Raw genomic sequence first — 26,768 nt, forward strand, 5'->3', positions numbered from 1 at the left:
GTAACGAACGATAGCTCAGGATTATTTATGCCACACGCCTTACCTTACAACCCCACATTGGTCTTTGATATTGAGACGGTAGCAGACACTGATGCCGCGCGGCGTATCTATCCGCAATTGGCTGATCTGAACGATGCTGATGCTATGAGCGCGCTACAAGCGATCCGAATCCAAGAAGCGGGGCACGACTTCATGCGGCTACCACTTCAGCGTATTGTCTGTATCTCTGCACTGTATATCAAGGACGGTCAGCTGTCTTTGTTTTCCTTGAGCGCAGACAAGTTTAGTGAAAAAGACATTCTGGCTAAGTTTTTTCGAGCATTTGGTGATATCGATAACTTGCCACAGTTAATCAGTTGGAATGGTTCAGGGTTCGATATTCCTGTACTCATCTACCGCGCCATGCAATACGATTTATCAGCACCATGGCTGTTTGAAGAAGGCGAGCGTATTAAGAACATGCGTTTTGACAATTACGTCAACCGTTTCCAAACCAAACACCTTGATCTGATGGACAGATTCAGCCAATACGGTGCTAGCCGGCGTGAAGCAATGGACGTGGTCGCCAGTCTATATGGTTTACCGGGTAAAACTGATGTTGACGGCAGCATGGTCGGCGATCTCGTCGCCAATGATGACTGGCAGACGCTATCTATATACTGCGAGTCCGATGTAATGAATACCTGGCTGATTTACCTGCGCTGGCTGCGCCTAACCGGACAGCTGTCATCGCCAGCTTTTAACGACTGGCAGCAGCACAGCCGCGATTACATAGCTAGGTTCACTCAAGCGGATGGTAGCTTACGGCACCAAGAATTTATCGCTGATTGGACCTCATTACCCTCAGCGCCTGCACCATAAGTACTAACATTATAAGTAATCACATTATAAGTAATCACATTATAAGTACTGCAATATAAGTACTGCAATTTGATACTACTTTTATCGCCCTTTTTATTATTTCTCATTTATTGTTAAGGCAGGTTTATGCAACCCACCGATTCCAAGACGTCTACCGTACATGACACGACTCAACCAGCTAGCGACACTAAAAACATTACGGTTCCACCCAACAAGAAAAAGTCCAAACCCTCGTCAAAAACGCGCAAACGTCTAAAAGAAGCAGAGCCGCTACCCTTTACTATTGACGGCTTATCGCATGATGGACGTGGCGTTGCGGTATATGGTAATGGCTGGGGTGAAGCGGAAGGTCATGCACTGGACAAACATGGCAAAAAGATCTTTGTTAGCTTTGCTTTGCCGGGTGAAAGCGTGCTGGTCAAACTGACCAATAGCCGCACTAGTTTTGAAGAGGGCGATGCGCTTAGCGTCACTGCCAATCCTAATCCAGAGCGCGCCGTAGCGCCCTGCCCACACTTTGGGGTTTGCGGTGGTTGCAACTTACAGCATTGGCAGCCAGATGCACAAATTAATTTTAAGCAGTCCGTACTGGCCGAAATGTTAGAGCACCAAGCCCATGTTCAGCCAGATGTTTGGCTGGCGCCAGTGGTTGGAGATCGTCTGGGTTATCGTACCAAGGCGCGACTGGGTGTGCGCTATGTTGCCAAAAAAGAAACCGCACTGGTCGGCTTTCGTGAGCGTTCGAGTAACTTCTTGGCTGAGCTGAATGAATGTCATATTTTAGACCCGCGTATTGGCTTTGAGATTGAGAACTTAAAAGCCTTGATTAGCTCGCTTGAAGCCCGCAGTCAAATCGCTCAGCTTGAGCTGGCCATGGGTGAGTATCTACCAGAATTACCTGATGGCGATCAGCCCGTGGCGCTGATTGTGCGTAATTTATCGCCGTTATCAGACAGTGATGTGGATAAGCTAAAAGTCTTTTTTGCTGCACGCAACTGGCAGTTATACTTACAATCTAAAGGGGTTGACAGTATCAAGCGCATTGCGCTGACTGACGCCGATGATATGAGCCAGCAATTTGGTCGTCTGTATTATCAATTGCCAGAATATAATTTGACTTACGAATTTATTCCTACCGATTTTACTCAAGTCAATCTGTCTGTTAATCGACAGATGACCAAGCTGGCTTGTGATTTATTAGACTTAAAAGCTGGCGAGCGCGTACTGGATTTATTCAGTGGTCTAGGTAATTTCAGTTTACCAATGGCACGCTTGGTGGGTGAATCTGGTACGGTAATCGGAGTCGAAGGTAGCGAAGCCATGACGCTACGTGCTGCTGAAAACGCTCGTCGTAATGGCATCAATAATACTGAATTTTATAGCCAAGACTTAACCCAAGACTGTACCGATCAGCCGTGGGCCAACCAAGGGTTTGATGCGCTACTTATCGATCCACCACGCTCTGGGGCCTGGGATATTATGCAATATTTGCCTAAGTTCAATGCTGAGCGTATTGTTTATGTCTCGTGTAATCCAGCAACTTTAGCACGTGATACCAAGGCATTACTTGAACAAGGATACCGTTTGACCCACGCCGGTGTCATGGACATGTTCTGTCATACCGGTCACGTTGAGTCAATTGCACGTTTCGAAAAAGTACCCGCTTAAGATCGACTGTATTTACTGGTCTTACTTCATGAGTCACTACGGCAGCGCTGTAATAGGTTTTTATCTGGATAAAAGGTAAAGTTCATTATTTACACGGCTATTATGTTACGCTTACCTACATTACTATCATTACAGAGCTTGGCTTGATTTGCGGTGTTGAAGTGAGATAATAATAGCCCACTGGTCTATAGATTTTTTAATAAACCTGTAGTAGACACTGGCATTTATATCCTCAAAAACACTGAGTACTCATCTCTATGACAGCTGCTGAAAAATGGATTTTTTAGCAGCTGTGTCGATTTGTATCTGATAATTTATCAATATTCGAATCAGAGGAGGCACCTAGCGAATGAGGTCATAAATAACTTAAAAATAGCTAAGAGGATTCGGCTATGGTAAAGATTCGTGAAGGATTACCACTAAAAGATGGCAAAACCACACAAACTGATAGTGCGACATTAGCAGCACAGCTGGTCGCCAGTCAACGCTCTCATCAGTCTGCCAATAGCTATGCCCAGATACCATTTGATATCAAGCAACAGCTAACTACTCGTAAATTACACACTACCTTTGATCGCTCAGCGCGACAGGCTTACCATAATCACGACTCAAAGCTGACAGACGAATACTTAGACAATACACTGTTGGACGAGGCTCCCCTGCTCTCAGAAGAGCTTAAGGCTGTTGATTTAGATCATGCCAACATCGATGTTCCTGTTTGGCTAGAGAACGTCGCTAAGCGTATCGGGCAAGAGTCGGTACCCAATCTCAATGCTGCTTGTGAGTTTATTCGTAGCCGTATGAATACTAGTGAGTCCGAGCGCTCAGGTGCCTACATCACTGGCATTGGTATGACGGATATCTTGACTTATTTATATCAAGATGAAGATGCGCTAGTCGCTGCAATGCTCTATCGTAGTGCCCGTAAGTCTATGATAAGTTTGGCTGATATTGAGAAAAACTTTGGTACTGACATCTCTACTTTGGTTAAAGATGCCTTAGCAATGGGTCAACTGTCTGAAATTATTGAAAGTAACAAACGCTTGGAAGATCACTTCGTTAATAATCAGCGTGACCAGTTATCAAATATTTATAGCATGCTCATCTCAGTCACCAATGACGTGCGTGTGGTACTCATTAAACTGGCTGAACGTACTTTTGCCATGCGTGAATTGACCTTTTCTAATACTGAGCGTCAACACCGGGTCGCACGTGAAGTGATGACTATCTATGCCCCACTGGCTCACCGTTTAGGTATTGCGCAGCTCAAGTGGGAGCTTGAAGACCTAGCATTTCGTTATCTCGCGCCTGAACGCTATAAAGAGATTGCTAGGTTATTATCTGAAAAACGCAGCGAACGTGAATCTTATATTCAGCGCGTCCAAGACAGGCTAAATGAGGCTTTAATAGAGGCGGGTATTACCGGTGAGGTCTCAGGACGTGTTAAGCATATCTATTCTATTTATCGTAAAATGAAGCTTAAAGGCTTATCGTTTGATCAACTCTATGACATTCGTGCCCTAAGAATATTGGTCACCAACCCTTCAGACTGTTACCACGTTTTAGGTTTGGTACACGGTTTATGGCGCTATATTCCTGAGCAATTCGATGACTATATTACCAATCCAAAATCCAATGGCTATCGCTCATTGCATACCGCTGTTATTGCTGAGAATAAATCGCTCGAAGTACAAATTCGTACTCACGAAATGCATTTTGAAGCCGAGCTTGGCATGTGTGCCCATGTCAACTACAAAGAGGGGCTAAAAAACAAGAAAGACAATTACCTCAGTCAAAGAATCAGTTCACTCCGTCAATTATTATCTGTCAATAACGAAACTCGCAATCAGCTGCGCACCGCATTAGCAGCAGGTGAGGAGCTCGATGGCATAGAGCTTACTGAGCTCGAAGATGAAGAACAAGTTGTTGACTTTGACGAGCTCGAACGCATTTATATCTTTAGCCGTGATGGCGATATTACCGAGCTTCCTAGAGGGGCGACTGTTCTCGATTTTGCCTATTATGTCCATACGCAAGTGGGCAACCGTGCCCAAGCTGCGCGGGTCAATCAACGCTATGTGCCACTGACTTATCAGCTTAAAACGGGTGAGCAGGTCGAAATCATTACCAAGGCCTCACGTGAGCCTAATCGTGATTGGTTGGTAGCCTCACTGGGTTACATTCATACTAACCGCGCACGCTCTAAGCTGCGTCAATGGTTTAACAAGCAAGATCGCGATAAAAATATTGAAATTGGTCGGCGGATGCTGAGTAAAGAGCTTGAGCGCTTATCCATACATCCTAGCAGTATTGATTTAAAAGACTATCTTCAGTATTTTCACGTTAATAGTACTGATGATATCGTGGTCGGCTTGGTTACCGGTGAGATCGGTCTAAACCAGCTTACCGGTCATATCTCTCGTCAGCTACACTTAGAACCTGAAAAACAACAAGAAGTATTTTCACCCAGCGTTGACCTTAAGACCACGAGTAAAATTGATGCTTACCAGATATGTATCGATGGTTTAGATAACATTGAGATCAATTTAGCGGGCTGCTGTCACCCTGTAAATGGCGAACCTATTGCTGGCTATATTACCTTATCTCGCGGTATCAGTGTCCATAACCGCGGCTGCCCAGAATATATGCGCTTAGTTGAACGCGAGCCTGAGCGTAAGATTGATGCGGCTTGGAAGTCTCAATCTAGTCGTTACCAGCCGGTTGATATTCATATTGAAGCGTATGATCGACGAGGCCTGTTGCGTGACTTGACCCAAATTATCGATAAAGAAAACGTCAATATTCGTCAGGTTGAGACCCTAAGTACCGATGATAATATTGCTTTTCTAAGATTTCATATCGAGGTATCGGGGCTGGAGCACTTGTCTAAGCTATTAGCTAAACTTGAACAGCAGCATGGCATCTTACATGCTCGCCGCGCTGTTGCATGATAATCTATCCGTTGCAGCCTCTTACGAGCAAGTACTCATATTTTTAATAACGCTTTCTTTAAGCGATACATTCTTTAGGTAACATATTTTTTTAACAGCACATTGTTTTAACAATATGTCCTTTTAATAATGTGTCCTTTTAATACTACAGTGATCATAAAAAACCACTATGCCTGAATTACCAGAAGTTGAAACCACCAAAACCAGCCTAGCGCCCTTATTAGGACAGCAAGTTATCGACGTCCAGGTGTTCCAGCCAAAATTACGCTGGTTGATGCCTGATGATTTGGATAGCATAGCCAATTACACTTTGCACAGCGTCAAGCGGCGGGCAAAGTATTTGATATTGAACTTTGTACCACCCACACTAAAAAATGCTGACACCCATACGCCTTCTACTGCCTTAGTAGCGCGGCAGCTATTGATTCATCTGGGTATGTCCGGTAGCTTACAGCAACATGCCCGCGGCACTGATAAGCGCAAACACGACCATTTAATCATCATATTTAACGATGCTAGTGGCACTCACACCCAACTGCATTACCACGACCCTAGACGCTTTGGTGCAGTGTTATGGTATGCAGACTATAGTGATAAATTGCTGAATCATTTGGGTCCTGAGCCTTTATCAGAGGAGTTTACCGCGGACTACTTATATCATTTGATTCAGCGCACTCCAATTGCTAATGAAATAGAGGATAAGACCACTAATAAGTCCAGCAAACGTTCTATAGCTCGTGCCATTAAGTCAGTAATCATGGAGCAGCAAGTCGTGGTTGGGGTAGGCAACATTTATGCGACCGAAAGCTTATACCTAGCAGGTATTCACCCCGCGACACCCGCCCATCAGCTGTCGTGCGATCAGATAGTTATATTGGTCGATCACATCAAGACTATCTTGAAAAAGGCGATAGAGCTTGGCGGTTCAACGCTGCGGGATTTCACAGTAGCGAGTGGTCAAACAGGTTACTTTCAGCAAACGCTGAATGTCTACGGTAAGCATGGCGAGACTTGTCCGCACTGCGATACCCTACTCGATAACATCAAGCTGAACGCACGTGCTAGTGTTTATTGCCCATCCTGCCAGCCTTTAAAACAAGTTTAGTGCCATAAAATAAGCTCAACTCAATAAGGCAAGACAAACAATCATAACCTATAGTGACAACTGTATTTCTAATACGACTGGTATAATTTGTCTATCAAGCTTAAATGCTATAGTGAAAAAATATAGAACAAGTGATTAAATGCCAAGTGAGATTATGGTTGGTCTATCACAGAATTCTTTGTCGACTCACCTGCTGCATCGTACGCATTGTTGTTGCTAATTACCCCGCATCTTGCTTTAATAGTAATCGTTACTCCCTCACCTCTATACAAAAAATAGCAGCCATTAATCATGCTGTTTACGAGTTTTAGGATATCGTCATGTCTGTTACAGCCAATACCCAACGCACAACTAAGCACAAGCTTCTTACAGCGATCGCAAGCATGAGCTTCGTTGTGGCGAGTATGCAACCCGCCTTAGCAGCGATAGAAATTGATGAAACTGATTTTGGCCCCTCATACGGAACCATGGTCGTTGATACTCTAGCTGGTAAACCGCTACAGCTGGTGACCGCTGTTGCTGGTACAGCCGCTTATCTTGTCAGTTTGCCTTTTTCACTGATTGGCGGTAATGCAGATCAAGCGCAGCAAAAGCTATTCGTTGAACCGTGGGATGCAATGGCACGCTGTTTGGGCTGTACCGTTGCCGAAGACAATTATTATAAGTCGCAGTCGCAAGTGGTCAATGATAATGTCGTGCGTATTGTCGTCGATGGTCCCTCAGAGATTTTGATTAATACCAATGACTATGTGATAGTGACACCTTAGTTGTAATCATACTTTAACAATAATAGTCGCCCCTTAACCATACGCTCTCCTTGATAACAGAATCAAAGACTTAATAATTTATTATCAATTTATGAGCAGGAACGCCTCAATACCTGAGGTGAAGTTAAATCAGAATGTTCCAAGCATAAAAAAAGGCTAACATCACGTTAGCCTTTTTTGTTTCAATATCAATTCTCATTGAGAATAAATATTAAGCACCTTTCTTACGACCGTGACGCTTACGCTCACTTTCAGTTAAGTAGCGCTTACGTAGGCGGATAGATTTTGGCGTTACTTCAACCAACTCATCATCTTGAATGAATTCAAGCGCTTGCTCAAGGGTAAACTTAATCGCTGGCGTTAGAGTCAAGGCTTCATCAGTACCACTAGCACGAACGTTGGTTAACTGTTTGGCAGTTGTTGGGTTAACAGCCATATCATCGTTACGTGAGTTCAGACCAACAATCATACCTTCATACACTTCAAGCTGAGGCTCAGCAAACATCTTGCCACGCTTTTGCAGGTTGAATAACGCGAATCCTAAGCAAACCCCTTTAGCCATAGAGACTAGTACACCATTAGCACGGCCGCCAACATCACCAATTTTTTGTGGTCCGTAATGCGAGAAGCTTGACGTTAAGATACCAGATCCTGAAGTCAAAGTCAGAAACTCAGAGCGGAAGCCAATAAGACCACGAGCGGGTATGGTTGCTTCAATACGCATACGACCTTTACCGTCGAGAACCATGTTAGTCATCTCGCCTTTACGCAAGCCGACCTGCTCCATGATTGGACCTTGATGCTGCTCTTCAACATCAAAGACAACGTTTTCGTACGGCTCTTGTAGTTTACCATCCACTTCTTTAACGATAACTTCTGGGCCTGATACGCCAAGCTCATAGCCTTCGCGGCGCATGTTTTCGATTAGCACAGACAGATGTAGCTCACCACGGCCTGATACTTTAAATTTCTCAGGTGACTCGGTGTCTTCTACACGCAATGCCACGTTATGAATTAACTCACGCTCTAGGCGTTCGCGAATGTTACGTGAGGTCACAAACTTACCTTCACGACCTGCGAATGGTGAGTTGTTTACCTGGAAGTTCATCGATACTGTTGGCTCATCCACAGTCAACGCTGGCAGGGCTTCAACATTATTGGGATCACATATAGTATCAGAGATATTAAGCGCATCAACACCTGTGATACAGATAATATCACCTGCTTGGGCGTCTTCGACATCAATACGGTCAAGACCATGATAGCCCATAATTTTTAATATACGACCGTTACGCGTTTTGCCGTCTTTACCTATCACAGTCACTTGCGTGTTGGTTTTAACTTTACCACGCTGAATACGACCGATACCGATAACACCAACGAAGCTATTGTAATCAATGCTTGAGATTTGCATACGGAATGGTGCATCTGCATCAACCTGCGGCGCCTGAACCACATCAACAATAGTCTTGAATAACGGCGTCATGTCATCAGCAAGCTTATCTGCTTCTAGACCAGAAACACCATTCAATGCAGAGGCATAAACAACGGGGAAGTCAAGCTGCTCATCACTAGCGCCAAGGTTATCAAACAAATCAAAAATCTGATCCATTACCCAATCAGGACGGGCGCCTGGACGGTCAATTTTATTGATAACAACAATTGGTTTCAGGCCTTGCTCAAATGCTTTTTGAGTCACAAAACGGGTTTGTGGCATTGGGCCATCAACGGCGTCAACCACTAAAAGTACACAGTCAACCATTGACATGACCCGTTCAACTTCACCACCAAAATCGGCGTGACCTGGGGTATCTACGATATTGATACGGTATTCAGTATCGTCGGATTTATCCGTCCATCTGATAGCTGTGTTTTTAGCCAAAATAGTAATGCCGCGCTCTTGCTCGATATCACCTGAATCCATTGCACGTTCTGCAACATTTGCACGGTCGCCAAAAGTACCAGATTGATGTAAAAGCTTGTCGACCAAAGTCGTTTTACCGTGATCAACGTGGGCAATGATTGCGATATTACGCAAATGTTTAATGTCGTTCGCCATATAGAATGCTCGTTTTGTCTTAATAAAATGTAGTAGCAGTAAGCGCCGCTGGATAAGCTGTCATCATCGATCAGCCAGATAGTTTACTCTGCTCTTAAACGCCTGCACAATAATTGCGCTGGGGTAAGTAATACAGTAGAAGTAAACATCTATATCGATACATCCATCGTACCGTTAGCCATGCTAGTGTACACCCTGTCAATTTACAAAGTGTTTGGGCGGCTAGTATAGCATTATTGCATCATAAATTTATGCAATAACTTAATTTATATGCAAGCACAAACAAAAAAAAGCCACCCAATGGGCAGCTTTTTTTGTAACTTTATTAGTTATCTGTTACTTAATAAGGCTTACTTAAGATAAGCAGTTACTTACTGAATAACCATATCTTTGGTTTGCTCAACAGTCATCGTTTTGTCACCAGTGATGATGGCATAAACACGACGGTTCATAGCACGACCTTCTTCAGTATCGTTTGGCGCGATTGGACGGTCATAACCGTAACCAACTGTTGATAGACGGTTTGGTGCAATACCAAATTCGTTAGTCAACATAGATTTCACAGCAACGGCACGGGCTTCAGACAGACGTTGGTTATAACGTGCTGATGGACCAGTTTTAGAAGCATGACCTTCGACGCGGGCGATAGAGTTAGGATACTCACGCATCTTCTCTGCTACTTTAGCGATTTCAGGCTGATATTGGTTTTTGATAGCTGATTTATCGTTATCAAAGAATACACGAAGTTCCATTTTTAGTTCGTCAGTAATGTCTACTGCTACTGGGCAACCACGTTCGTCTACAACCACATTCATTGGAGTGCCTGGGCACGCATCCATGCTGTCAAGTACGCCATCACCGTCAGAATCAAGATCAGATTCAACAACGATAATTGGTGCAGTATCAACCATAGGCATAGGTTCTACCATTGGTGGTACTGCTACTGTTGGGGCTAAATGGCCCCCTAGTACAACTTCTAGACCGGCTAAGGCCATGCCTTCCCACCAGTTATTATCGAAGTTATGAATCGCACGAGCTTCACCACGTAGGCTCAATGCATCATTGATACGATACATAGCACCTAGACCTAGGTTACCGATAGTATCTTTAGTCTCTGCGACTTCAGTCCCAGCTGCGTTTTCGATTTTAAGTTTAGATTGACCAGCACCAATTAGCATATATGGCTTAAATTTGCCATCAGTATAGCCAGTAAACTGCTCAGTACCGATTAAGAAGTTACCAGAAATCATTTCTTGTTCAGCGTCGGCATCGCCATTTCCATCTTGGCGAATAGCGTCAGTATTTGATACGCCATACTCTACTTGGAACTGAGTAGAAGGAGTCAGCTCAATACCTAGTGCCGCACCAGTGTATAGGCCATCTTCTTTGTAGTAGCTGTTGGTAGGAGTACTGCTATCTTGCAGCACTGCAGCTTGATCATCATCAGCGCCTTCGCTGTAATGATAACCAAGTAATAGTGGAGTAACAGTAACGCCAGCGTTGGCCGCTAGTGGCGCAGCTGTTACGGCAAATAAAGCTAGGGCAATTTTATTCAATTTCATGGACTTCCTCCAAAGGATGATTTGAGTAATGCGTTAAGCACAACCACTTCCTAGATGACCAAAAACAGACATCGTTTACAAGTGTATAACTATACAACAAAAGCAATTAGGAAGTAGCTTATCGACTATCAATTCAGTTTACAACTTTTTTCGTTAGTCAGCTACACATTATTACACGAGAGCGTTGCAAACAAAAAACAATAACATATTTATTTTACTGAGAGCTAACAGGGTTTGTACATTTTGGCTTTTGAATGCTAAGTTGTAATAGATAACCTACCAAACTGTATCCATTATCTGCGCTCAGTTTAATACAGTTGTCCCTTTTTCTCTATTGTTAATACTCGGCATTCACTAATTGAAACATTTTTTGACAATAGACAACAATGGGCACATCATCTGTTTATATCGTATTAATCAACATAGCTCTAGTAATGCATTAAAAACTTGAACGGTCTTACTAGATAAGAGGATCTTTCAAGAATATAGGACGACTTAAAACACAGGAATACTTGTGGCAGAAAAGACTGAATATTGTGTTAAATATTATGTTGAATGTTGTGTTGAATGTTGTGTTGCACAGGCAAGCGAAACTACTCAGTTTTATTACCCTACTTATTATCACCCTACTTATCACCCTACTTATATAGGCAGCAATCGCTTATGGCTATGTTATATAAAGTATCGTCGAGTAACCAGCATGCATTTACCTTTGTTCTGGCTCTTAATAACTGTAAACGTGTTCATTCAACGCCAGTTGACAATGTGGGTATGGTTGATTCTAAAGCCGTTCGAACAAGCCCATCAGCTAGCAACTATAACACCTCCTTTATATCCTGTAGCGAAGGTGGTTTTAATCTAGTAGAGCTGATCGTGACGGTAACCATTTTAGCGATTATCGCCGTAATCGCCACTCCCACTGTCTTAACGCAACTGGCGCACATGGAGGCCAAACGTATTAGGTACGGCATGCTAAATACCCTAGCATTGGCTAAAGCGGAGAGTCTGATTCGACGCAAAAACTTACTGGTGTGTTTATCTGACGGCAATGGTCGGTGTGATAGAGACAGCAATAGAGCCTTATTATTGTTTATGGATAACAACAGTAATCAAGACTTTGATGCCGATACTGACGGGCTATTAGTAGAACTAACATTAAGCCCTAGATACGGTACACTGCATCTACGTGCAGGTAATCGTGATTATGTCAGGTTTGCTGGCGATAGTGGTAAGCCACGCGGGTTTTTTGGCCATATTAAATACTGCCCAAGCTCAAATTATAATCAAGCAATGTATCAAATATCATTCAACCAATCAGGCATCATTAAGTATAAACCCAGCAGTATGCACCCGACTGGTTGTTGAGCTTAAGTTTGAACCCTTAATCCTTAACGGTACATAGCGGCTTTCATCATCGTTACTGCCTGCGCTAAGCCTACAAAAACCGCATCAGCGATGAGTGCATGACCAATATTAAGCTCATAAATACCTTTAATTTGGGCGATGGCATGGACGTTATCACGGGACAAGCCATGTCCTGCATTGATTAACAACTTATTGTCTACCAGCTGTGCATAACTTACGGCATGCTCAATTCGCTGTAGCTCAGCGCACTGCCCAGCTGTATTGCTGGCCAAGCCCATTTCTGCATAAGCACCTGTATGTAATTCAATAGCGTCAGCCTGGCAGGCCACTGCTGCTTCGATTTGAGCTTCATCTGGGTCAATAAATAAAGATACTTTTATGTTTGCTGCGTGCAACTGGCTGATATAGTCTGTCAACCAAGTGATCTGCCCTACAACATCGAGCCCCCCTTCTGTGGTTAACTCGGCACGTTTTTCGGGTACTAGACATACCCAAAACGGCTCAACCTCACAGGCAATTGCTAGCATCTCAGTAGTCGCAGCCATTTCTAAGTTTAATCGAGTAGTCAGTTGCTGCGCAATATCATAAACATCTGCATCTTGAATATGGCGGCGATCCTCACGTAGATGAATAGTGATACCATCGGCCCCTGCTTGTTCGCACAATAATGCTGCTGCCAAAGGACTGGGGTAATCGACCCCGCGCACTTGGCGTAAGGTCGCCACATGATCTATATTGACGCCCAATAAAAGCTGTTGTAAGTGTTGCGATGAAGTGTTCATAAAAAACCCTTTTAATAAAGATGATCCATTAACATACTGACGATTGTCTGCGATAGAGGCTTTTATAAAATTTATTTTACTTTACTGATAGCGCTGTTGTTGTTGCCAGAGTAAACGACTTTGTAGGGGTTGATAGTCGAGTAAATGGTCGATTAATTGACGGTGCAGACGTGACCATGCGCTGAGCGTGGTTGCAGATATCCCCAATTGCGCCATTAGTAATATCTCACTGCCCTCAAACACCGCTTGTACTGTCGTGTTGGCTAAATGATCCGTTTGTACAATCGGTACCAAGCCTACATCGGGTAAGAACTGATAAGTACAATCAGGCTCAATGACAGACAGCGTATTGTCATGCGCTAGCGTTAATGCAAAGCCTAACTCGGTAAATAGGCGCTGCTCAAATTGCCGTAAACATAAACGCAATTCTTCTGCGGTTAATGGCTGCTTAAGTTGCCGTAAACTGTCTTGATAATATTGCCAGAGTACTGGCATAGGGTCTTCGGTAGGTAGTAACTTCAAAAGTATTTCGTTGAGATATAACGCCGCATACTGCTGCTGACCGCTAATCTGCTGGTAACGTTGGGTTTCAGCGCTCACAAAATCACGTTCCAGTGGCACTATATTCATTTGACTAAAAGTTTTTAAATCACGTTTACCAGTGGCAAACAGTTGTAATGGTACAAACAGTGGTGCGCCTTTTTTACCTACACCATTTATTATGCCATGCTGCTGGGAAAATAAGTGATAAAGCGCACGCTTTTCTTGATACGGGCGCTGATGTAATAAATAACCGATTAATGCTTCATTACGCATGGTTGATTACCTCAGCGCTAGCCTCAATACGCGCTATAACTGAGCGCAATTATCTCACTCAATCACGGGCTTGATAAGGTATTTGATTAATAACCCAAGCTGGTCAACGCACGTTCGTCATCAGACCAGCCACGCTTGATTTTTACCCATAAGGTCAACATGATTTTTTTGCCGAACAACAGCTCCATGTCCTTGCGCGCGTCCATACCCACTTGCTTGATGCGCTGACCTTTGTCACCGATAACGATGGCTTTTTGGCCGCTACGTTCGACGTAAATAGTCGCATCAATGAAGGTACAAGCTTTACGTGGACGACCTGTTTTTGGATCGTTGTGCGCGGCCTCATCTTTAAATTCATCAATCTGAACCGTCAAATCGTAAGGTACTTCATCACCGGCACTACGCATGATTTTTTCGCGGATAATTTCGCTGGCTAAAAAACGCTCTGAGCGATCAGTGATTTGTTCGGTGTCATAAATAGGGGTCGCAACTGGCAGATGCGACGCAATGACTTCCTGCAAACGATCAAGATTTTGATTTTTCAATGCTGAAACCGGTACGATATCAGCAAAATCAAAACTGTCACTAAACGTCTCAATAAGTGGTAACAGAGTGCCTTTATCTTTTAAGGTATCCGCTTTATTAATCACTAGCACCACATTGAGATCAGTACTGCCAATCTTTTGTAGAACCAATAAATCGTCATCACGCCACTGATCAGAATCTACTACAAACAGTACCAAATCAACATCAACCAGTGCCGAAACGGCTGCTTTATTCATACGCTCATTGATTGCACGCACTTCATTACGATGGATACCTGGGGTATCAACGAACACCGCTTGCATCTCGTCATTAGACAAAATACCGTGGATGCGGTGACGAGTGGTTTGCGGCTTACGCGAGGTAATAGATAGCTTTTGACCCAACATATGGTTCATTAGCGTCGACTTACCAACGTTTGGACGTCCGACAATCGCGACATAACCAGCCTTAAAGCCATCGTTAAGATGGGTATGCTTCGTTGGTGCAAAGAAATCTTCAATCGCCGTATCACTTTCTAAATCAGTACTTTCTGAATCAGTGCTTTCTAGGTCAGCGCTTTCTGAACCAACACTCTTCATTTCAGTACTTTTTAGCTTAGAACTTATTGAATCAGTATTTTTTAGCCTAGAATTTTCTGTCTCAACCGCCTTCTCATCAGCCACAGCATCTGTACTTTTAGTGGTGTCTGCAATTGGGCTCAAGTCTGTATTTTTGGTCGTATCATTGGTGTTTTCGGTCATATTATCGGCATTATCTTTATGGTTAGATGGCAAATCAGTAAGATTGCTCATAGGGTAATCCTGTCGGGGTTTATAAACGCCACTCAACTGTGTTGCACTCTCTTTATCGAAATATATGACAGACAGTGAGACGGTTATTACTTTGGAAATACTTATTATTCATTATGCATTGCTTAATGCTATCTAAATGATGCACGTTCAAGCTATGGACGTTTTTTGGCCGAATTTGGCAACTTATGCAGTTGATTAATCATCAGCTCCGCCGCTTTTTGCTCAGCAATACGGCGACTCTCACCCAGCTCAGTAATGTCAGGACAATTACTAATATTTACCTGACAGCGCACCACAAATATTTGATACGGGGCGTTACCACGAGTTTCCATCAGCTCATAATGTGGCAAGTCAAATTGTTTAGATTGTAGCCATTCCTGCAAACGACTTTTGGCGTCTTTGAGGGCTTTTTGATCGTTGACGTTGTCAATAAGATCACCGTACCACGACAGTACGCAAGTACGAGTAATAGCCATATCCTGACTGTCTAGATAGATAGCACCAATCAGCGATTCCACAGCATCGGCCAATATCGAAGCACGATTACGGCCCCCACCTTTGCGCTCGCCGATACCTAAAATCAAATGATTGGACAGCTCTAGATTTTGTGCAATGGTTACCAGTGATTCTTGGCGTACCAAGGTGGCACGCATACGAGTCAAGCGCCCTTCATTTTGGCTAGGGTAACGGTGATACAGAGCCTCACCAACAATCATACCTAATAGCGCATCCCCTAAAAACTCTAAACGCTCATAGTTCTTTTTACTGTCAAATGAACGATGGGTCAGCGCTAACTTCGGTAAGCTGAGATCCTTAAAGGTATAACCTAGCTTGCGCGTCAATACTGCCAACTGTTGAATAAAGTCTGAGCTGACAATAAAAGTGTCCATAGGTGCGTTGTTTTTTTGGGCCATAGGCACCGCCTGATACTGCTGTGAAATTGGTTTCATGCGTGGCGTGTGGTTATCCCTTTTGTCTCACTAATTGATGTTATTAAAGTCATAATATATTTATAGTACATGGCTTTTTGAATGTTCTAATAAGACAGCTATACAGAATTTTGCAACTGAAAAAGCTGATAAGTACCAAGAAGTTAAAAACCCGTTTGTGGCTATATTAACTACTCTGTTGCATTAACATCGCCTTCGAAGCGGTTTACGATATCAATATTGCCAAAAAGAGTATTGGTTTCTTCATATTTTTTATAAATAGCCAGTTGACCAACTTTCTTATTAGTGAAAGTAAATACGTCTCTGGCATCAGTATCGTAATTCGCGTTAATAGATAACTGACGATTGACTCGTTCGACGAACTCTTTGGCTGACTCGTTATTACTATTGGCTTGTTGAAGCTGCGAGCTCAAGGTTTTGGTCAGCTGATAATCGCTGACCTGCGCGGGTATAATTGCAATCGCTAACTTAGCTGAAATACCAATAACAACCAGTATTAAGATCATGCTAGTCACACTAGCACCGCGTTGAGAGGACAAACCAGACAACTGCTGCACCGTATACCACCTGTTAACCGTTAGTTAAATCACCACTGTTAATAGCTACTCACATAGACACTGATGCGATAGCGAATTTATGAGTGAGTCTTAATTTTATATAGTGATAAAAACAATATTAGCACAAACTATGCGCTCATAAGAGGGTCGTCTACGATCTATGTCGTAAAAACAATCGCCCGTCTACTTAGCTCTTTAGTCAATAGATCCATTGCGGCTAAAGGTTGGCAGATTAAGACCAGGTGGCTTGTGCATCCAGATATAAACCGCTTTTCCTGCTAGATTTTCATCAGGAACAAAGCCCCAAAAACGTCCATCAGCACTACGATCACGGTTATCACCCATTACAAAGTACTGACCTTCAGGCACAGTAATACGCCATTTTTTTCCTTCTGAACTGATTACTTCTGGCGACTGCTGCTGCAAAAATGGGGCATATTGTGAGCTGTTCATATCGAGTAAATAACGAACCAAGTGATCGTGCTCGCCTTGTATTTCTTGAAAATATTGCGCCTCATCCTCTTCTTGCTGTCCCATCTGTATGGCACCGTTCTCAGTCAGCACTTGCCCTGGTGCTACCTTGCCAGCTGAATACAATTGCGACGTCAGTTCAGGATTGGCGTCAAAACTGACTAACTTGGTGTCTACTGCCACGTCATTAATCGCTAATTGACCTTGGTCGTAAGTGACCGTATCACCTGGCAGACCGATCAAACGCTTAATATAATAAATGCTCGGGTTTTCAGGATAACGGAATACCACCACGTCACCATGCTCGGGCGAGCCCGTATCCAATACCTTATTATAGGTGAGCGGTAGACGCACACCATAAGCATATTTATTGACCGCAATAAAGTCGCCAGTATATAAGGTTGGCACCATAGATGATGACGGGATATTAAACGGCTCAATCAAAAATGAGCGTACTATTAATACCACTGCCAGTACCGGGAAAAAGTCATAAGCCCAACGTACCAACATGCTCTCTTTACCAAATCCGCGGGTTTTCCGCTGTTTGAACGCTAACTTATCTAATAGCCAAATCAGACCTAACCCTAGGGTTAACGGCACTAAAATTAAATTAAAATCAAAATCCATACTAGATTGCCTATTAGAGAGCTGCTTATCTGACCGTTTTCATTTATAAGACTAGCAATGGTTATTTACTACCTTCAGCAATTAATTGCCTCAATAGCGATTGGTCTCAATCGTTATTGAGGTGCTTAATTACCAACTGAAACAGCAATTATTTAATCTACTTGTAATACCGCTAAGAAGGCTTCTTGTGGAATCTCCACATTACCGACTTGTTTCATGCGTTTTTTACCGGCTTTTTGCTTAGACAATAATTTCTTTTTACGAGAAACATCACCACCATAGCATTTGGCCAGTACGTCTTTACGCATGGCCTTAACCGTACTACGCCCGATGATTTGGCTACCAATAGCAGCCTGAATCGCCACGTCAAACATCTGTCTTGGAATCAGCTCTTTCATCTTACCAACCAGCGCATTACCACGGTAACGAGATTGTGCTTCATGAACAATCATGGCTAAGGCATCCACTTTATCACCGTTAATAAGCACATCAACTTTGACTAATTTGTCTGCTTGATAACGCTCAAAATTATAATCAAGCGAGGCAAAGCCGCGTGAGACTGATTTTAGGCGATCAAAGAAATCCATCACAACCTCGCCCATTGGAATATCAAATATCAGCTGAACTTGTCTGCCCATAAAGCGCATATCGACTTGTACACCGCGGCGTTCAATGCATAGAGTCATGACGTTGCCCAAGTAATCTTGCGGCACCAAGATCTGACAACGGGCTATCGGTTCACGAAACTCTTCAATATTATTTGGCTCAGGCAATCTTGACGGGTTATCAACGTAAATAATTGTGCCATCTTTCTTCATGATCTCGTAAATAACTGATGGCGCAGTAGTGATCAAGTCCAAGTTGTATTCACGCTCTAGGCGCTCTTGGATGATCTCCATGTGCAGCATACCTAAGAAGCCGCAGCGAAAGCCAAAACCAAGGGCGTCTGAGGTATCTGGCTCAAAAAATAACGACGCATCATTAATTTGTAATTTCTGTAGTGCCTCACGGAACTTTTCAAAGTCCGTAGATTCTACTGGGAACATGCCCGCATACACCTGCGGGGTGATCTGTTTGAACCCAGGAATACGATCGACATCAGGCGTCTTAGCATGAGTAATCGTGTCACCAACCGGTGCACCAGCAATATCTTTAATACCAGCGATGATAAAACCCACTTCACCCGCTTCCAAAATACCCGTATCTAAAGGCTTCGGGGTAAAGACCCCGATCGAGCCTACCAGATGCGCTTCTTTGGTTGACTTGATATAAAGTTTGTCACCTTTTTTTATTGTACCTTGGCGCACACGCACTAAGGACACCACGCCCAAGTAATTATCGAACCAGGAGTCAATGATGAGCGCTTGTAGTGGCGCTTCACGATCTCCTGTTGGTGCAGGAATAAATTCAACTATGGCTTCCAGTAACTTATCAACACCCAGACCAGATTTGGCGGAGACGCGCGGCGCATCAACGGCATCAATACCAATGATATCTTCAATCTCTTGAATCACACGTTCAGGCTCTACTTGTGGCAAGTCGATCTTATTAAGGACCGCCATTACCTCCAAGCCTTGATCAACTGCGGTATAACAGTTAGCAACGGATTGTGCTTCCACACCCTGCGCCGCATCGACCACCAATAAGGCACCTTCACAAGCCGCTAATGAACGCGAGACTTCATAAGAAAAATCCACGTGCCCTGGAGTATCAATAAAGTTGAGCTGATAGCGCTCTCCATTGGGGTGTTCGTAGAATAAGGTTACTGATTGCGCCTTGATGGTGATGCCGCGCTCACGCTCAATATCCATGGAGTCGAGTACTTGCGCCTGCATTTCACGATCTTGCAGCGCGCCGCACATTTGAATAAAACGATCAGCAAGGGTCGACTTGCCATGATCAATGTGGGCAATGATAGAGAAGTTACGAATATTGGCTAATGCAGTCACAAAGCGCCTACTAAATAGAGGATAAGGGGATAGTTATTGAAAATAATATTTAATAATATCGGCGGTCGCAAGTATGGCGCTAGCACTCGATGGCATGAGGCCTAATAAATCAGCATTAATGTTCCATCGGCGATAAGGTCACTCAACGTTGCGCGCAAACATATACAGGTATTCTAGCAGTTTTCTACTGTAAAGTAAGGCGATTTTATCAGCAAGCGTTTGATTTATAAGTGAGGATCGCTGAGCTTATCAATGAAGAGGACTTAGTCTGCGGTTATATGAGATACCAATGGTGAGATACCAATGGCTAAATAACGATTAATAGCAAGGTTCTTGAGCGTTAACTATTCAACAGACAAAAAAAAACCAATCACGGAGGATTGGAATTTTAAATTTGAACAACTACAGATAAATGGTGGCGATGAAGAGACTTGAACTCTTGACCTCACGATTATGAGTCATGCGCTCTAACCAGCTGAGCTACATCGCCATTTAAGGCTCGGTATTATGCCCAAGCAGGAGACTGACGTCAACCCTTAAGCAGAATTTTTTTGCAAATAAATGGTTTTATAATAAAAATAAAGCCATTTGTTAAAACAATACGCACTTATTATCGTTTTAACGCTTAAAATCCTAAAGTTTCAAATAGTCTAGCTTGAAAGCTTATAACTTAAACGATAAAAAAAGGTTTGGTAAACCGATAAGCCGGGTTCTGTCGTGGACAATCATTCCTCTAGGCGTATCATCGCTAATACGCTCAAGCAACCTACCCGCATCGAACGCGGGCCGCGCCATGCCGATGCCTATTTGGTCTTGCTACGCGTGGAGTTTACCATGCCGTGAACTGTTGCCAGCCACGCGGTGCGCTCTTACCGCACCCTTTCACCCTTACCGATGACATGAATATCTTGCGATACTCACATAAGCCAAAGGCGGTCTACTCTCTGCTGCACTGGTCGTCAAGTTACCCTGCCCAGCCGTTAGCTGGCACGCTGCCCTATGTAGCCCGGACTTTCCTCCCCTGCTCATCTGTTGCCAGTGTGCAGCGGCGATTGCCTAGTCTACCAAGCGCGCTAGTATAACAAACCTACTGGTTGATTGGGGAAGTCTTTTTGGCTTATTTTTATTGTCAAAAACACTGAAGAAATTTATAGGCTGTTTAAAGTGAATCATTGGTGCCATTAGAACCGTTCAGCTAGCAAAAATGTTCTTACTTCCTATTAATAAGCGTGACAGAGGCTGCGAAATTTTCCGCCCGCTACCCTATATTTTAAAAGATAAGATGTAAGTCATTATTATTTTAAAAAGTTTTTGGGCAGAACGACATCTGTATTATTAAGATCATCATCCTTTTGCACTACCAAACGTAGCCAATGCGTATTTGGATAATTTTTCTGAAGATAGTGGTGCAAAAACTCGATGGTGCTATTAGCAATTTCGGTATCTGTGCTGGTACTGGCATCTTCATCATGAATATGATTATAAATCACGCTATGGACGGTTAGGCCCCGTGATTTTATCGCTTCCAAACTTAATAAGGTATGATTGATACTGCCCAAGCAACCGGAGGTGACTAGAATGATAGGATAACCTTGGGCGGCAATATAATCTAAGGTTAATAAATCTGCAGTTATCGGCACCAGTAACCCGCCTGCCCCTTCTAGTAGCACCACCTCATAATCCGCTTGCAAACGCTGAGTGCCATTGGTAATGACCTCGGGGTTAAGAACCTCGTTAGCAAGCTTAGCCGATAAATGCGGTGACGCGGGCTTCTGATAACGATAAGGGCAAGTCGTATAATCAAGGTCACATGGCTGTAGCGCTATGTCCATCAATGTACGATGAGTGATGATATCATCAGCAATACCCATCTCGCCGCTATCTGGATCTATCGCCACACCTGTTTGTACTAACTTTTGGGTAATAACATTGATGCCTTGCTGCAATAATGCTTTAGCAATTAATCCAGTAGCATAGGTTTTGCCAATGTCGGTATCGATACCGGAGATAAATAGCACGCTCATAACTGACCTTATGACAAAAAATTGCTAGCTAATAAAATCAAAAACGATTGTTAGGCTTCACTGTGTAAAGCTGGGTTCGAAGTTTGCGCTAAATAAATGCTGACGACTTTTAACAAGGCTTGGCATAAAGTTGCAAGCTCGCTATCAGTAATGATATATGGCGGCATGATATAAACCAATTTGCCAAATGGTCTGACCCAAATGCCATTATCAATTAGCAACGATTGAAAGGTAGGCATATCAACCGCGTCATCCATCTCAATCACTGCTACTGCACCCAAACAGCGTACTTCTTTAACGCCATCTAACTTAGCAGCTGGTACGAGTTGCTGTTCCATAACCGCTTGCATATGTGCGACTCGTACTGGAATATCATAAGACACTATCAGATCAACCGACGCACAAGCGACTGCACAAGCTAGCGGATTGCCCATAAAGGTCGGGCCATGCATCAATGCCGGATAGTCACTTTGGCTAATCGTATCAGCAATTTTGCGCGTACATAAGGTCGCGGCAAAAGTCATATAGCCACCGGTCAACGCCTTACCAATAGTCATAATGTCAGGGCTAATATCGGCATGCTCACACGCAAATAACTTGCCACTGCGACCAAAGCCAGTCGCGATTTCATCGGCAATCAATACCACGTCATGCTGATCACACAGTTGGCGTAACAGCTGTAAATACTCAGGACTATAAAAGCGCATACCACCTGCACCTTGAATAATTGGCTCGATAATAAAGCCTGCCAGCTGGTGGCAGTTCTTATCAAAAAACACGGTTAACTCATCGCGCTCATCGTCCGTCAAGGTACGCTCAAAGCCTAATGGCGGTGCGGACACGAAATGCTGCATAGGCAATTGATTGCCATATAAACTGTGCATGCCCGCGACCGGATCACAGACACTCATCGCATGCCAAGTATCACCATAGTAGCCTGAATGGGTGGATGCAAATTGCCGCTTGTTTGGCCGCTGAGCCGCAACTTGATACTGCAGCGCCATCTTAAGTGCCACTTCCACCGCGATGCTGCCACTATCAGCATAAAAGATCGCATCAAGTCCAGCAGGAACGATTGACAGCAGTTTTTTGCCTAAATCTATCGCTGGTTGATGGGTCAAACCACCGAACATGACATGCGCCATTTTGCCCAGTTGTTCAATAATTGCCGCATTTAGCTTTGGATGGTTGTAGCCATGCACGCTTGCCCACCACGACGACATACCATCAATCAGACGCGTGCCATCTTGAGTGACAATATAGATGCCATCAGCATGATCAATAACGATATTGGGATAAGTGGGTGGCAAGCTAGCGTAGGGATGCCAGAGATGTTGGTGGTCGAAGTCACTTGTTGAGCTGTCTGTATTGATAGTCATAGTGTGATCCCTAAAATGTCAGCTTTGTAGCAATTCCAAAAAAAGACTACTATTATGAGACGCGCCAAACCTATAAAAATAGGACTTACACGGCTCTTGCTAGTGAGCTTTTATTTTTAAAAACACTATTAATATGAGTGGTGGTTAGAGGCGAGTGCTCGCTTTTAATGATGATATTGCACAGTGAGCTATTGACCAGTAATACGCTTGTATTTAGACATCAAATCGCTCTGTGTTTCGACATAATTGGGGTCATGAGGAATGCAGTCAATGGGACAAATGACGACGCATTGCGGCTCGTCAAAATGCCCGACACATTCGGTGCACAAGTTGGGGTCGATAACATAAATATCATCCCCTTCTGAGATGGCATCATTTGGACAAGCAGGCTCACACACATCACAATTGATGCATTCGTCAGTGATTAACAGCGCCATAAACTGCTCCTTATTATTCTACTAACAGCTGAGTTTTCTCAACTGAATGATTGAGCACATAACGGTTGCTAGTACTCATTAACCTTTAAAATTTGGGTGCTTGAACGTTTACTTTATTTAATATTTAGCTTGTTGGTGAAAGCTTCTGCAACACAATCAGGAACAAACTTAGTGACATCACCGCCAAGTCTGGCTATTTCGCGAATCATAGTTGAAGATATAAATGAATAGTTCTGAGATGGGGTCAAAAATACTGCTTCAAAATTTTCATCGAGCTCGCGGTTCATATTGGCCAGTTGAAACTCATACTCAAAGTCTGACATCGCCCGTAAACCACGTAGCACAGCAGTAGCATTTTTTTCACGCATAAAATCTACTAACAGACCTTCAAAACCTATCACTGATACTTGCGGCAAGCCAGAAAATACCGTCTCTACTAATGCTACCCGTTCTTCGAAGTCAAATAAAGGCTTTTTGTGGTGGCCTGAAGCCACAGCAATAACCACTTCATCAAACAGCTTTACAGCGCGTGTGACTAAGTCCACATGACCATTAGTAATGGGGTCAAAGGTACCAGGATACAATATTTTGGTATGCAATTTTGAAGAAGTCGCAGGAAGGCTCATAGCGGTGCTAATTTGGTCGTTAATATTACCGACTATGCTAGCAAATTTTGTCTAAATTTAACACTTATCTACCATTTAAAGTTGTCCATTGGCCCTCGATATTATTTAGTGACCTTCATTACTTGTGAAATTTAGTAGCAAGAACTTGTGCCTACTACTCATAAATACTCAAAGTTGCTCATTTATTTATGCTAAATTGCTAATATTAGTGACATTTTTAATAGCAACGCAGCCGCTACATTTGTTATAACAGCCCACTTACATTTTCGCTGTAGGCTTTGCTACAATAGGCGGTTCGACTCATCTAGTATTTATGGTCCGAACCCGACAGTTGGGTTGGGCTATATAGTAAAGCAAATATTAATCTGTTATGAGCAAGACGAGAGAAAATGGTACGCCAACTTATGATAATAGTTACATTTTATAATAGTAGGTGCATTATGCGAGTCTGACACCATAGCTGATTGGTAGTTGATTTAGGATAAGATGAGGAACTGGTCAGACGAGGACACCACGTCTAGAAAGAGGTAGCCATGTCAAAAAAATCAAGAAAGCCTGACAATCAAATCTGTGCAAACAAAAAGGCTCGCCACGAATACTTTATTGAAGAATCCTTTGAAGCAGGAGTGGCATTACAAGGTTGGGAAGTAAAAGCCATTCGTGCCGGAAAAATGACCATTACCGAAGCCTATGTCATTTTCCGTAACGGAGAAGCCTTTTTATTCGGGTCACATATTCAACCGCTGTTAAGTAGCTCGACGCATGTCAGTCCTGATAGTATCCGTACGCGCAAGCTGCTGCTTAATCGCCGAGAAATCGAAAAGCTATTTGGTGCGGTCAATCAAAAAGGTTATTCCTGCGTACCGTTGTCTTGCTACTGGAAGAACTCATTAGTTAAATGCCAAATTGGGCTAGCATTAGGTAAAAAGCAGCATGACAAACGCAAGACCTTAAAGGATCGTGATTGGGAACGTGACAAGCAGCGCGGCTTTAAGCAGCATTTGGACTAGCCGTTTTTAGAATATAGTTAATGAAAAGTAATATCGATATATAACCTACTGCTGGCATAAGTTTTTCTTGCTTGCTGTGCCTACGCAGACAGAGGCTGCAAAAAGCGTATACCAGCAGTACCGAAGCGTTTTTAAGGTATTTTAACTATAGTGGTTTTAATTTAAAATCACCCTGGTTAATGCGGGGCAAAAGGGACGATTCAAGCTATTTATTGAATCGTCCCTTTTTTATTGTCTTTTAATTGATCAGTTTGGCTGAATAGTTTTAACGCTAAGCTTTTTGTCTATTTAGATGCTGTTTTTGTTTAGGTGCCATTTTTATTTATATACAGGTCATTCAGGTATTTGGCTATTTAACTTTCTAATAGTTTAACTTTCTAGTAGTTTAACTTCCTAACTATTTAAAACTGTTCTTGCCTCTTTACGAGAGCGGCGTAGTTGCCGGACTCCATGTGCAATTAAAAAGGCAATGCCTAACCAAATCAACCCATAGCTGTAGATCATCGCCGACTCAAACGGGTTGCCCAATATGGTAACTGCTAAAATAAACAACAAGGCGGGCTCTAAATAACTCATCATACCGTAGACGTTGACTGGCAGCATTTGACTGGCATCAATATTGGTTTTCATAGCCAGTACGCTCAGTACCCCAAGGCCTATCAACATGATGATGAAGAATCCAGAACCGGCCACCATGGTCAAATTGCTTGGCGCTATTAGATACAAATACCCAAGCGCAAACGGGGCAAATAAAGTCAAATCCACCAGCATGCCAGTGATGGCATCAATCCCTTGCAGGCGTCGCAGGATATAATATATTGGATAGGTACCACACACCCATAAGGTCGCCCAGGATACACTTTGGGTACGAATAATTTCACTGCCCACCCCTACCGCTGCAAATGCTACCGCAAGCCATTGTAGCCGGCTGAGCTTTTCACCGAATAATACACAACCGAACACCACCATCATCAAGGGAAATAAAAAATATCCCATCGCAGTCTGTACGCCTTGACCATTGACTGGTGCCCACATAAATAGCCACAATTGACTTAAAAATATCGGTGTCGGTAGCAGTAACCATGCCCACTGCTTGACTGACCGTAAGGCTCGTAGCTTATCAATATGTAAGTTTAGGCGACCACTGAGCAGTAAATATCCTATCAATACTGCCCACATGGCTAGCATGCGCCAAATAAATACTTGTGTACCTGATAAGGGCGCAAGAAGACTACTGTAGGCATAAAGCACGCCAAACAAAATATTGGACACGATAGCAAACACTACCCCTAATATTAAAGTACGCTGTTGCGGACTACCGCTCGTCCAAATGGCAGGTAATAACCACCGTGACAAAGTGGACGCTACCATATTAGATAGGATTGACGTAGACATATAGAGCACCATAAATTGAGATACAAATAAAAAGAGACTATTACCAGCTTTGATTTTATATTTGTTAACT

Annotated in this window: 21 protein-coding genes, 1 tRNA gene and 1 other RNA gene; 7 read left to right on the forward strand and 16 right to left on the reverse strand. The window is 43.2% G+C overall.

Features of this window, described 5'->3' with window-relative positions; genetic code table 11:
- Positions 1–27 precede the first annotated feature (27 nt).
- The 5 genes from H4W00_RS00380 to H4W00_RS00400 all read left to right on the forward strand — a co-directional run bounded on the left by H4W00_RS00380 (position 28) and on the right by H4W00_RS00400 (position 7,352).
- On the forward strand, positions 28–861 hold the full coding sequence (locus tag H4W00_RS00380) for a 3'-5' exonuclease (protein ID WP_209955379.1): 834 nt from the start codon (positions 28–30) through the stop codon (positions 859–861).
- Positions 862–987: 126 nt separating this feature from the next.
- Positions 988–2,529 (forward strand): 23S rRNA (uracil(1939)-C(5))-methyltransferase RlmD, encoded by a 1,542-nt coding sequence (gene rlmD / locus H4W00_RS00385; RefSeq protein WP_209955381.1) that lies wholly within the window; start codon positions 988–990, stop codon positions 2,527–2,529.
- Positions 2,530–2,921: 392 nt separating this feature from the next.
- Positions 2,922–5,480 (forward strand): RelA/SpoT family protein, encoded by a 2,559-nt coding sequence (locus tag H4W00_RS00390; RefSeq protein WP_209955383.1) that lies wholly within the window; start codon positions 2,922–2,924, stop codon positions 5,478–5,480.
- 169 nt (positions 5,481–5,649) lie between these two features.
- Positions 5,650–6,585 (forward strand): bifunctional DNA-formamidopyrimidine glycosylase/DNA-(apurinic or apyrimidinic site) lyase, encoded by a 936-nt coding sequence (mutM, locus tag H4W00_RS00395; RefSeq protein WP_209955385.1) that lies wholly within the window; start codon positions 5,650–5,652, stop codon positions 6,583–6,585.
- A gap of 320 nt (positions 6,586–6,905) precedes the next feature.
- Positions 6,906–7,352: a hypothetical protein gene (locus H4W00_RS00400; protein WP_209955387.1), complete on the forward strand. Its 447-nt coding sequence runs from the start codon at positions 6,906–6,908 to the stop codon at positions 7,350–7,352.
- 211 nt (positions 7,353–7,563) lie between these two features.
- Here H4W00_RS00400 and typA read toward each other — a convergent pair whose 3' ends face one another.
- Positions 7,564–9,411, reverse strand: a complete 1,848-nt coding sequence (typA, locus tag H4W00_RS00405) for a translational GTPase TypA (RefSeq protein ID WP_209955389.1) — start codon at positions 9,409–9,411, stop codon at positions 7,564–7,566.
- Positions 9,412–9,782: 371 nt separating this feature from the next.
- A complete protein-coding gene (locus H4W00_RS00410; RefSeq protein ID WP_209955391.1) occupies positions 9,783–10,973 on the reverse strand; it encodes an OmpA family protein in 1,191 nt (396 codons plus the stop codon).
- 663 nt (positions 10,974–11,636) lie between these two features.
- On the opposite strand from H4W00_RS00410, the gene H4W00_RS00415 reads away from it, so the two are divergent.
- Entirely contained in the window at positions 11,637–12,338 is a 702-nt protein-coding gene (locus tag H4W00_RS00415; protein ID WP_334684827.1) for a GspH/FimT family pseudopilin, read from the forward strand.
- 23 nt (positions 12,339–12,361) lie between these two features.
- Here H4W00_RS00415 and H4W00_RS00420 read toward each other — a convergent pair whose 3' ends face one another.
- The 13 genes from H4W00_RS00420 to coaD all read right to left on the reverse strand — a co-directional run bounded on the left by H4W00_RS00420 (position 12,362) and on the right by coaD (position 24,293).
- Positions 12,362–13,120 (reverse strand): pyridoxine 5'-phosphate synthase, encoded by a 759-nt coding sequence (locus H4W00_RS00420; RefSeq protein WP_209955393.1) that lies wholly within the window; start codon positions 13,118–13,120, stop codon positions 12,362–12,364.
- An 81-nt stretch (positions 13,121–13,201) separates the two neighbouring features.
- On the reverse strand, positions 13,202–13,936 hold the full coding sequence (recO, locus tag H4W00_RS00425; RefSeq protein WP_209955395.1) for a DNA repair protein RecO: 735 nt from the start codon (positions 13,934–13,936) through the stop codon (positions 13,202–13,204).
- 86 nt (positions 13,937–14,022) lie between these two features.
- Positions 14,023–15,273, reverse strand: a complete 1,251-nt coding sequence (gene era / locus H4W00_RS00430; protein ID WP_442966416.1) for a GTPase Era — start codon at positions 15,271–15,273, stop codon at positions 14,023–14,025.
- Positions 15,274–15,425: 152 nt separating this feature from the next.
- The gene (rnc, locus tag H4W00_RS00435; protein WP_209955397.1) at positions 15,426–16,223 is read right to left on the reverse strand and encodes a ribonuclease III; all 798 of its coding nucleotides are present in this window, start codon (positions 16,221–16,223) and stop codon (positions 15,426–15,428) included.
- Between the two features lie 170 nt (positions 16,224–16,393).
- Entirely contained in the window at positions 16,394–16,780 is a 387-nt protein-coding gene (locus H4W00_RS00440) for a DUF4845 domain-containing protein (RefSeq protein WP_327192790.1), read from the reverse strand.
- Positions 16,781–16,975: 195 nt separating this feature from the next.
- A complete protein-coding gene (gene lepB / locus H4W00_RS00445) occupies positions 16,976–17,878 on the reverse strand; it encodes a signal peptidase I (RefSeq protein WP_209955399.1) in 903 nt (300 codons plus the stop codon).
- A 152-nt stretch (positions 17,879–18,030) separates the two neighbouring features.
- Entirely contained in the window at positions 18,031–19,827 is a 1,797-nt protein-coding gene (lepA, locus tag H4W00_RS00450) for a translation elongation factor 4 (protein WP_209955401.1), read from the reverse strand.
- A gap of 413 nt (positions 19,828–20,240) precedes the next feature.
- Positions 20,241–20,317 (reverse strand) — tRNA-Met (locus H4W00_RS00455).
- 195 nt (positions 20,318–20,512) lie between these two features.
- An RNA gene (gene rnpB / locus H4W00_RS00460) (RNase P RNA component class A) lies at positions 20,513–20,895 on the reverse strand.
- Positions 20,896–21,122: 227 nt separating this feature from the next.
- A complete protein-coding gene (gene bioD, locus H4W00_RS00465) occupies positions 21,123–21,851 on the reverse strand; it encodes a dethiobiotin synthase (protein WP_209955404.1) in 729 nt (242 codons plus the stop codon).
- A gap of 50 nt (positions 21,852–21,901) precedes the next feature.
- Positions 21,902–23,230 carry an adenosylmethionine--8-amino-7-oxononanoate transaminase gene (bioA, locus tag H4W00_RS00470; RefSeq protein ID WP_209955405.1) on the reverse strand — a complete coding sequence of 443 codons (1,329 nt, stop codon included), beginning with the start codon at positions 23,228–23,230 and terminating at the stop codon, positions 21,902–21,904.
- Positions 23,231–23,418: 188 nt separating this feature from the next.
- On the reverse strand, positions 23,419–23,667 hold the full coding sequence (locus tag H4W00_RS00475) for a YfhL family 4Fe-4S dicluster ferredoxin (RefSeq protein ID WP_209955406.1): 249 nt from the start codon (positions 23,665–23,667) through the stop codon (positions 23,419–23,421).
- 113 nt (positions 23,668–23,780) lie between these two features.
- Positions 23,781–24,293, reverse strand: coding sequence for a pantetheine-phosphate adenylyltransferase (gene coaD / locus H4W00_RS00480; RefSeq protein ID WP_209955408.1), 513 nt, complete (start codon positions 24,291–24,293; stop codon positions 23,781–23,783).
- Between the two features lie 533 nt (positions 24,294–24,826).
- Here coaD and smpB point away from each other — a divergent pair.
- Positions 24,827–25,303, forward strand: a complete 477-nt coding sequence (gene smpB / locus H4W00_RS00485) for an SsrA-binding protein SmpB (RefSeq protein WP_209955410.1) — start codon at positions 24,827–24,829, stop codon at positions 25,301–25,303.
- Positions 25,304–25,696: 393 nt separating this feature from the next.
- Here smpB and rarD read toward each other — a convergent pair whose 3' ends face one another.
- A complete protein-coding gene (gene rarD / locus H4W00_RS00490) occupies positions 25,697–26,698 on the reverse strand; it encodes an EamA family transporter RarD (RefSeq protein WP_209955412.1) in 1,002 nt (333 codons plus the stop codon).
- Positions 26,699–26,768: the final 70 nt, after the last annotated feature.

It is taken from the genome of Psychrobacter sp. PL19 (genome assembly GCF_017875835.1).
Classification (GTDB): domain Bacteria; phylum Pseudomonadota; class Gammaproteobacteria; order Pseudomonadales; family Moraxellaceae; genus Psychrobacter.

What these genes read in the sequence shown, in the direction of transcription:
- smpB (WP_209955410.1), top strand. Translation starts at nt 24,827, where the DNA reads ATGTCAAAAAAATCAAGAAAGCCTGACAATCAAATCTGTGCAAACAAA.
- era (WP_442966416.1), bottom strand. Translation starts at nt 15,273, where the DNA reads ATGAGCAATCTTACTGATTTGCCATCTAACCATAAAGATAATGCCGAT.
- bioD (WP_209955404.1), bottom strand. Translation starts at nt 21,851, where the DNA reads ATGAGCGTGCTATTTATCTCCGGTATCGATACCGACATTGGCAAAACC.
- H4W00_RS00415 (WP_334684827.1), top strand. Translation starts at nt 11,637, where the DNA reads ATGGCTATGTTATATAAAGTATCGTCGAGTAACCAGCATGCATTTACC.
- H4W00_RS00380 (WP_209955379.1), top strand. Translation starts at nt 28, where the DNA reads ATGCCACACGCCTTACCTTACAACCCCACATTGGTCTTTGATATTGAG.
- H4W00_RS00390 (WP_209955383.1), top strand. Translation starts at nt 2,922, where the DNA reads ATGGTAAAGATTCGTGAAGGATTACCACTAAAAGATGGCAAAACCACA.
- recO (WP_209955395.1), bottom strand. Translation starts at nt 13,936, where the DNA reads ATGCGTAATGAAGCATTAATCGGTTATTTATTACATCAGCGCCCGTAT.
- typA (WP_209955389.1), bottom strand. Translation starts at nt 9,411, where the DNA reads ATGGCGAACGACATTAAACATTTGCGTAATATCGCAATCATTGCCCAC.
- H4W00_RS00410 (WP_209955391.1), bottom strand. Translation starts at nt 10,973, where the DNA reads ATGAAATTGAATAAAATTGCCCTAGCTTTATTTGCCGTAACAGCTGCG.
- coaD (WP_209955408.1), bottom strand. Translation starts at nt 24,293, where the DNA reads ATGAGCCTTCCTGCGACTTCTTCAAAATTGCATACCAAAATATTGTAT.
- lepB (WP_209955399.1), bottom strand. Translation starts at nt 17,878, where the DNA reads ATGGATTTTGATTTTAATTTAATTTTAGTGCCGTTAACCCTAGGGTTA.
- mutM (WP_209955385.1), top strand. Translation starts at nt 5,650, where the DNA reads ATGCCTGAATTACCAGAAGTTGAAACCACCAAAACCAGCCTAGCGCCC.
- rlmD (WP_209955381.1), top strand. Translation starts at nt 988, where the DNA reads ATGCAACCCACCGATTCCAAGACGTCTACCGTACATGACACGACTCAA.
- rnc (WP_209955397.1), bottom strand. Translation starts at nt 16,223, where the DNA reads ATGAAACCAATTTCACAGCAGTATCAGGCGGTGCCTATGGCCCAAAAA.
- H4W00_RS00475 (WP_209955406.1), bottom strand. Translation starts at nt 23,667, where the DNA reads ATGGCGCTGTTAATCACTGACGAATGCATCAATTGTGATGTGTGTGAG.
- H4W00_RS00400 (WP_209955387.1), top strand. Translation starts at nt 6,906, where the DNA reads ATGTCTGTTACAGCCAATACCCAACGCACAACTAAGCACAAGCTTCTT.
- H4W00_RS00420 (WP_209955393.1), bottom strand. Translation starts at nt 13,120, where the DNA reads ATGAACACTTCATCGCAACACTTACAACAGCTTTTATTGGGCGTCAAT.
- rarD (WP_209955412.1), bottom strand. Translation starts at nt 26,698, where the DNA reads ATGTCTACGTCAATCCTATCTAATATGGTAGCGTCCACTTTGTCACGG.
- bioA (WP_209955405.1), bottom strand. Translation starts at nt 23,230, where the DNA reads ATGACTATCAATACAGACAGCTCAACAAGTGACTTCGACCACCAACAT.